The sequence below is a fragment of the Xenorhabdus sp. NBAII XenSa04 genome (assembly GCF_963866145.1).
GTDB lineage: Bacteria > Pseudomonadota > Gammaproteobacteria > Enterobacterales > Enterobacteriaceae > Xenorhabdus > Xenorhabdus indica.
In genome coordinates this window covers 38,363-45,787 of sequence record NZ_CAWMEB010000419.1, presented here as the reverse complement: position 1 = coordinate 45,787, position 7,425 = coordinate 38,363, and the positions used below count along the sequence as shown (strand labels likewise).

Sequence of the window (7,425 nt, the reverse complement as noted above, 5' to 3'; positions counted from 1 at the left end):
ATTCCCGTCGTAGCCACCATTTAAAAATTCAGTTGGGGTATCGCCAAGCGGTAAGGCACCGGATTCTGATTCCGGCATTCCCAGGTTCGAATCCTGGTACCCCAGCCAGATTTTTCAAAGTGTTAACTGAATTGACAACCACCGATAGGTGGTTTTTTTGTTTTTCTGCCACTAAATCTCCCCTATATCTTCATCAAACAGCACTTAATACACGTTATTAAAAATGGCAGGTCATTAGAGTAAGCAATAAATACTTGCCGAAGTCCCATTTCGGGACTACCACGAAGATTATGAAAATAATATCCGTTGCATCACTGAAAGCGTTTTGGGAAAAATTACATGGAAGTCAATTTGGGCTAACGGAGCATTTGCAAAAAAATGCTCCTATCCAAACATATTCGATAAAGAAACAACAATCACACGCCCAACGCATATTTTAGCGCCAGTTTTTTCATCACACCTGAACGTTGTGCTGCCATCAATGCCAGATTACGCATGGTTTTCAAGCCCGGCAAATTATGGCTGAATACCGTATGAAAGAGATCCATTCCTGCCTGCATGACCAAATTATCCGGCATTCTGCGACATTGATAGCGTTTCAGAACTGCCAAAGACTCCCACTTTTCATGCAAGTCCTTAGCATTGATCAATACATTAAGCAAAGTATCAACATCCCGATAGCCCAAATTAACCCCCTGCCCCGCCAATGGGTTAATAGTATGAGCGGCATCTCCCAGTAAAACCAAACCTTCACGTACATAATCGTTGGCATGATGGCGCATCAAAGGAAACGACCCTGTGACAACCGGTGTTACTTTGCCTAAACGGGCTGGAAATGCCTGAAATATTTCCCGTTCAAGTTGTGTCATTGACATCGCTTGTAACTGGCGAATACGAGCGGGAGAGTCATACCACACTAATGAAGCCCATTGTTCAAACAATGGCAGGAAGGCTCTAGGGCCGGAAGGAAAAAATTGCTGCCATGTTATATCTTGCTGAGGCTGTTCAGTTTTGACTGTAATCAGCATACACGACTGACGATATTGCCATCCCCTACTACCGATACCAGCCAATTGCCGAACCTGCGAGCGGGCACCATCGGCACCAATAATTAAACGTGTGTTCAATTCCGTACCATTAGCCAATTCAACCCGCCATGTTTTATGATCACGTTGCCGATACATCGATTTCAATGTAGCTGGACAGAAAAGCGAGAGATTGGGATGCTGTTCAAATTCCTGCCACAATGCCAACTGCAAAACACGGTTTTCTACCATGTACCCTAATTCCGGTAAACCAAGACTTTCTGCATCGAAAATCACGTTGGAATCATTCTGTTCCCAGGTTTCCAGAGTCCGATAAGGTGCACTACGCATCTGTAAGACATTTTTCCATGCCCCTAGCTGTTTCAATAAATCCACAGAAGCACAGCTAACCGAAGAGACACGAACATCCGGTTCATGAGCTGCATGATAAGGTTGTGGTGTCTGGTGTTCCAATAATGCGACCCGCCAGCCTTCTTGTGCCAACCCCAAAGCCGTTGCTGCACCAATCATGCCTGCACCAACGACAACAATATCGAATTTTTGTTGTGGATTATTCATATTCATCACATTATTAACCTCTTGATTAAAAGTGTACCGGAATTTTCCCTTTCCGGCTGCGAATATCCGGTGTTACAGTCTGGTCACTGGTGTCTCAAATGACTACAATAGCCAGCAACATTATGATGCTAAATACACTGTATTCAATACGCAGATTCAATACACTACGCTTTCAGTGTTGATGCATTATTTCACTGAAAACACCGGATACACAAAATGTCGACGATAAAAAAACTGTATATCAAAACCTGGGGCTGTCAGATGAACGAATACGATTCATCCAAGATGGCCGACCTGCTGGAAACCACTCACGGTTATCAGTTAACCGATGTCGCCGAAGAAGCAGATATCTTACTCCTGAACACATGTTCTATTCGTGAAAAAGCACAAGAAAAAGTCTTCCACCAACTCGGACGCTGGAAAGGGCTGAAAGATAAAAACCCTGAAGTCATCATTGGTGTCGGTGGTTGCGTCGCTTCTCAGGAAGGAGATTACATCCGCCAGCGTGCACCTAGCGTTGATATTATCTTCGGACCACAAACCCTGCACCGTCTGCCGGAAATGATTAATCATGTAAAAGGCACCCGCAGCCCTATTGTTGATATCAGTTTCCCTGAAATCGAAAAGTTCGACCGTTTGCCAGAGCCGCGAGCTGAAGGCCCGACTGCATTCGTTTCTATCATGGAAGGCTGTAATAAGTACTGCACATTCTGCGTTGTTCCTTACACCCGCGGGGAAGAAGTCAGTCGTCCTTGCGATGATATCCTATTTGAAATTGCCCAACTTGCGGCCCAAGGCGTGCGTGAAGTTAACTTGCTCGGCCAGAATGTTAACGCTTACCGTGGAGCAACATTTGATGGGGATATCTGCACATTTGCAGAATTACTGCGTCTGGTTGCGGCTATTGATGGTATCGACCGTATACGCTTCACCACCAGCCATCCTATCGAATTTACTGACGATATTATCGCCGTTTATGAAGATACACCGGAATTAGTTAGCTTCCTGCATTTGCCCGTCCAGAGTGGCTCTGATCGTATTCTGACCCTGATGAAACGCGCCCATACCGCACTGGAATACAAAGGCATTATTCGCCGCCTGCGTAAAGCACGCCCTGACATTCTCATCAGTTCTGATTTTATCATCGGTTTCCCAGGCGAAACACAAGACGACTTTGAAAAAACGATGAAATTGATTGCCGAAGTTAATTTCGACATGAGTTTCAGCTTCATTTATTCAGCACGTCCGGGAACGCCTGCGGCTGATTTGCCAGACGATGTGAGTGAAGAAGAGAAGAAACAACGCCTGTACCTGCTCCAGCAGCGTATTAACCAACAAGCCATGAGCTATAGCCGCGCCATGCTTAGCAGCACACAGCGCATTTTGGTTGAAGGCCCATCCCGCAAAAATATCATGGAGCTTTCTGGCCGTACTGAGAACAACCGTGTGGTTAATTTCGAAGGTACACCTGATATGATTGGTAAATTTGTTGATGTCGAAATTGTTGATGTTTATGCCAACTCCCTGCGTGGTAAGGTGATCCGTACCGAAGATGAAATGGATTTACGTATCCATGAATCGCCTGCGTCAGTGATTGCCCGTACCCGTAAGGAAGACGAAATCGGCGTTGGCATTTATCAGCCCTAAAAAATAGGTCAACTTTAACAAATAGGCCAGTCTTGACAGGCCCTAATATAGAGATAATCAGTGACACAGATAAACCCACAAGTAGCAACACAAGAGATTTTTCTGGAACCCGCAGACAATCAGAGACTAATGAGCCTGTGTGGCCCACTTGATGACAATCTGAAACAACTTGAACGTCGTCTGGGAGTCGAGATCAACCGCCGCGACAATCGTTTCAAATTGGTGGGCAAACCACTGTGTGTCAGTGCAGTAACAAGCATATTGCGCCACCTTTATGTCGAAACCGCACCTGTACGTGGCGTGATACCGGATCTTGAACCTGAACAGATCCATCTCGCAATCACAGAAAGTCGCGTACTGGAACAGTCAGCAGAAAGCGTACCTGCCTACGGCAATGCCGTGAATATCAAAACCAAACGGGGTGTTGTAAAACCCCGTACTCCTAATCAGGCACAGTATATTGCCAATATCCTTGACCATGATATTACATTTGGGATCGGGCCAGCAGGAACAGGTAAAACCTATCTGGCCGTTGCCGCAGCAGTTGATGCACTGGAGCGGCAAGAAATTCGCCGGATACTTCTTACCCGTCCTGCGGTTGAAGCCGGAGAAAAACTGGGATTCTTACCGGGTGATCTGAGCCAGAAAGTTGATCCTTACTTACGTCCACTTTACGATGCCCTGTTTGAGATGCTGGGTTTTGAAAAAGTTGAGAAGCTGATCGAAAGAAATGTTATTGAAGTCGCTCCATTGGCTTATATGCGTGGACGAACACTCAATGATGCTTTTATTATTCTTGATGAAAGTCAGAACACCACCATTGAACAGATGAAAATGTTCCTGACTCGTATTGGCTTTAACTCTAAGGCAGTGATTACTGGTGACGTAACCCAGATCGACCTGCCAAGAGGCCAGAAATCGGGTCTGAGCCATGCAATGGAAGTCTTGTCGGAAGTTAACGAGCTGAGCTTTAATTTCCTCCATAGCGAAGATGTGGTCCGCCACCCTGTAGTTGCCAAAGTGGTTATCGCCTATGAAGCATGGGAAGCTACAGAGCAAAAACGTAAACAGGCGCTTAACGAAAAACGCAGACAGGAAGCGCAATGAGTTCAGTTATATTAGATTTACAAATCGCGTGTGAAAACCCAACAGGACTTCCTGAGGAAGTCCTTTTCCAACGCTGGCTGGAAAGCGTTTTGCCACAATTTCAGGCTGAAAGTGAAGTGACAATCCGTGTGGTTGATGAGGCAGAAAGCCACGAATTAAACCTCACTTATCGCGGGAAAGACAAACCAACCAATGTGTTATCCTTCCCATTTGAAGCTCCGCCCGAAGTGGAACTGCCCTTACTCGGTGATTTGATTATATGCCGTCAGGTTGTTGAGAAAGAGGCAAAAGAACAACAAAAAACTGTTGAAGAACACTGGGCACACATGGTAGTTCACGGCTGTCTCCATCTACTTGGATATGACCATATTGAAGATGAAGAAGCGGAAGAAATGGAATCTCTGGAAACAGAAATCCTAAAAAAAATGGGTTATCCTGATCCTTATCTTGCGGAAAAAGAATAACCCCTAAGAACATTTTTATGTTAAACATTACGATCCGTAGCCTATAGATTTCAGGATGCAGCCAATAAAGCTGCCACCTGAAAGACGACAGGTATCTAACTTTAATTAATGAGGAATTTTAATTAAAACGCCATGAGCGACGACCATCCTTCTAGTAACGATAACCCTAGTCCTAAGAAAGGCTTTTTTGCACTTCTTAATCAGATTTTTCACGGTGAGCCGAAAAACCGTAACGATTTGGTTGAACTGATCCGTGATTCTGAGCAGAACGACCTGATTGACCCTGATACCCGAGAGATGCTCGAAGGGGTAATGGATATTGCTGACCAACGCGTGCGTGACATTATGATCCCGCGCTCACAAATCGTTACCTTAAAACGCAATCAATCTCTGGACGAATGTCTGGATGTGATTATCGATTCGGCACACTCTCGCTTTCCTGTGATCAGTGAAGATAAAGATCACATTGAAGGCATCTTGATGGCAAAAGATCTTTTGCCATTTATGCGTACGAATGCGGAGCCTTTCAGCATTGATAAAGTGCTGCGTCAGGCTGTCGTGGTGCCAGAAAGTAAACGGGTTGACCGACTGCTGAAAGAATTCCGTTCTCAACGCTATCATATGGCAATTGTTATTGATGAATTCGGCGGTGTTTCCGGCCTTGTCACGATTGAAGATATACTTGAATTGATTGTGGGGGAAATTGAGGACGAATACGATGATGATGAAGATAACGATATTCGTGCCTTGAGTCGCCATACTTATTCAGTGCGAGCATTGACTCAAATCGAAGACTTTAACGATGTTTTCAGTACTAATTTCAGCGACGAAGAAGTTGATACCATTGGTGGGTTGGTTATGCAGGCATTTGGTCATCTGCCTTCCCGTGGAGAATCCATCAACATCAATGGCTATCACTTCAAAGTAGCAATGGCAGATAGCCGGAAAATCATTCAGGTTCATGTCAAAATACCGAATGATGCTGAAGTTCCTGGCCTTGATAAAGATTAATAGGATCTGGATGAACAAAGCCTCATTAATGAGTTGCCAGCGGCTGCGTGCTTTGCTGGCACTTTTCTTCGGAGCCAGTGGAACACTGGCTTTTTCACCTTTTGACTTCTGGCCCACAGCTCTTGTTTCTCTCTGTGGTCTGCAAATCCTGACACTTAACCGGACTACCCGACAAGCGCTCTTTATTGGCTTCTGCTGGGGCCTTGGCTTGTTTGGTAGTGGCATAAACTGGGTTTATGTCAGTATCGCGAATTTCGGAGGCATGCCAACCGCCATTAATATCTTTTTGGTGATCCTGCTTTCCGCTTATCTCGCTCTTTATCCCGCCCTGTTTGCCGGGCTGCTTAACCGCTTTTTCCCGACCTCAAATGGGATGAGGTTAATCATCGCCAGCCCTGCATTATGGCAATGCACTGAATTTTTGCGGAGTTGGGTATTAACGGGTTTTCCGTGGCTACAATTTGGCTATAGCCAGATTGATGGTCCCTTGAAAGCAGTTGCCCCGATTTTCGGAGTAGAAGGTATCACTTTCCTGCTAATGATGAGCAGTGGCTTGTTAGTTTTTGCTGCCATTCATAAAAAACGCTCATCTGCCATCGCTGCCATTATCTTTTTACTGCTGCCGTGGCCAATGAGACATTATCAGTGGTATACCCTGATGCCGGAAAAATCAACCGATGTAGCACTGATACAAGGCAATATTCCTCAGGAAATAAAATGGGATCCCTCCGTATTGGGGAAAACCCTGGATATTTATCTGGATCATAGCCGACCTTTTATCGGCAAAGTCCCTATTATTATCTGGCCAGAAGCGGCTATACCTGATTACGAGCACAATCAAAATAATTTTCTGACCAAGCTGGATACTCTACTCAGGCAACATAACACTAGCCTGATTACAGGTATTCCCGATGCACGTCCTACACTGGATGGATACAAATTCTATAATAGTATCATTGTGTTAGGGGAAAACACTCCTTACCAATATCCGGCGATTAGCCGCTATGACAAACATCATCTTGTTCCATTTGGTGAGTTTGTTCCTCTGGCATCATTACTGCGCCCATTGGCTCCTTTCTTTAACCTGCCAATGTCCTCTTTCAGCCAGGGAAATTATATCCAACCTCAGCTTTCTGTTGCGGGACACGAAATTACCGCCGCAATCTGCTATGAAATTATTTTGGGCGAACAAGTCCGTGATAACTTCAAACCCAATACAGAGTTTCTGCTGACTGTTTCCAATGATGCCTGGTTTGGACGTTCTATTGGGCCGTGGCAACATTTCCAAATGGCGCGTATGCGTTCCCTTGAACTGGGCCGTCCTCTGTTAAGAGGGACAAATAACGGAATTACAGCGGTAATCAAACCCGATGGTTCAATACAAGCCGAAATTCCACAATTTACTCGTCAAGTTTTGGCAACTAAAGTCACACCAGCCAGCGGTATTACACCTTATTTCCGATTCGGTAATTGGCCAGTCTGGGGAATAACCATCTTGTTTATTTTATTCGGTTTGATAAGCAACCGTCGCCAAATCTAGCTAATTTTTTAGCAATATTCCAGAAAATACCCAATATAAGTCCAGAAGTTTA

General features: G+C 45.0%; 6 protein-coding genes and 1 tRNA gene. 6 read left to right on the top strand and 1 reads right to left on the bottom strand.

The window, feature by feature from the left end; translation table 11 throughout:
- Positions 1-33 precede the first annotated feature (33 nt).
- Positions 34-108, top strand: a tRNA-Gln gene (locus AAC147_RS17070).
- A gap of 308 nt (positions 109-416) precedes the next feature.
- Here the strand turns inward: AAC147_RS17070 and ubiF are convergent.
- Complete coding sequence (ubiF, locus tag AAC147_RS17065; protein WP_047683205.1) at positions 417-1,604, bottom strand: 3-demethoxyubiquinol 3-hydroxylase; 1,188 nt, start codon at positions 1,602-1,604, stop codon at positions 417-419.
- 216 nt (positions 1,605-1,820) lie between these two features.
- Between ubiF and miaB the strand changes: the two genes are divergently transcribed.
- The 5 genes from miaB to lnt all read left to right on the top strand — a co-directional run bounded on the left by miaB (position 1,821) and on the right by lnt (position 7,373).
- The gene (gene miaB, locus AAC147_RS17060) at positions 1,821-3,251 is read left to right on the top strand and encodes a tRNA (N6-isopentenyl adenosine(37)-C2)-methylthiotransferase MiaB (RefSeq protein ID WP_047683190.1); all 1,431 of its coding nucleotides are present in this window, start codon (positions 1,821-1,823) and stop codon (positions 3,249-3,251) included.
- Positions 3,252-3,380: 129 nt separating this feature from the next.
- On the top strand, positions 3,381-4,358 hold the full coding sequence (locus AAC147_RS17055; RefSeq protein WP_276552576.1) for a PhoH family protein: 978 nt from the start codon (positions 3,381-3,383) through the stop codon (positions 4,356-4,358).
- The gene (gene ybeY, locus AAC147_RS17050) at positions 4,355-4,822 is read left to right on the top strand and encodes an rRNA maturation RNase YbeY (protein WP_047683186.1); all 468 of its coding nucleotides are present in this window, start codon (positions 4,355-4,357) and stop codon (positions 4,820-4,822) included. The genes AAC147_RS17055 and ybeY overlap by 4 nt, the downstream gene beginning before the upstream one ends.
- A 132-nt stretch (positions 4,823-4,954) precedes the next feature.
- On the top strand, positions 4,955-5,833 hold the full coding sequence (corC, locus tag AAC147_RS17045; RefSeq protein WP_047683184.1) for a CNNM family magnesium/cobalt transport protein CorC: 879 nt from the start codon (positions 4,955-4,957) through the stop codon (positions 5,831-5,833).
- A 10-nt stretch (positions 5,834-5,843) separates the two neighbouring features.
- The gene (gene lnt, locus AAC147_RS17040; protein ID WP_047683182.1) at positions 5,844-7,373 is read left to right on the top strand and encodes an apolipoprotein N-acyltransferase; all 1,530 of its coding nucleotides are present in this window, start codon (positions 5,844-5,846) and stop codon (positions 7,371-7,373) included.
- Positions 7,374-7,425: the final 52 nt, after the last annotated feature.

Excerpts from the sequence above, each read along its gene's own strand:
- corC (WP_047683184.1), top strand. The coding sequence starts at position 4,955 with ATGAGCGACGACCATCCTTCTAGTAACGATAACCCTAGTCCTAAGAAA.
- miaB (WP_047683190.1), top strand. The coding sequence starts at position 1,821 with ATGTCGACGATAAAAAAACTGTATATCAAAACCTGGGGCTGTCAGATG.
- ybeY (WP_047683186.1), top strand. The coding sequence starts at position 4,355 with ATGAGTTCAGTTATATTAGATTTACAAATCGCGTGTGAAAACCCAACA.
- AAC147_RS17055 (WP_276552576.1), top strand. The coding sequence starts at position 3,381 with ATGAGCCTGTGTGGCCCACTTGATGACAATCTGAAACAACTTGAACGT.
- lnt (WP_047683182.1), top strand. The coding sequence starts at position 5,844 with ATGAACAAAGCCTCATTAATGAGTTGCCAGCGGCTGCGTGCTTTGCTG.
- ubiF (WP_047683205.1), bottom strand. The coding sequence starts at position 1,604 with ATGAATAATCCACAACAAAAATTCGATATTGTTGTCGTTGGTGCAGGC.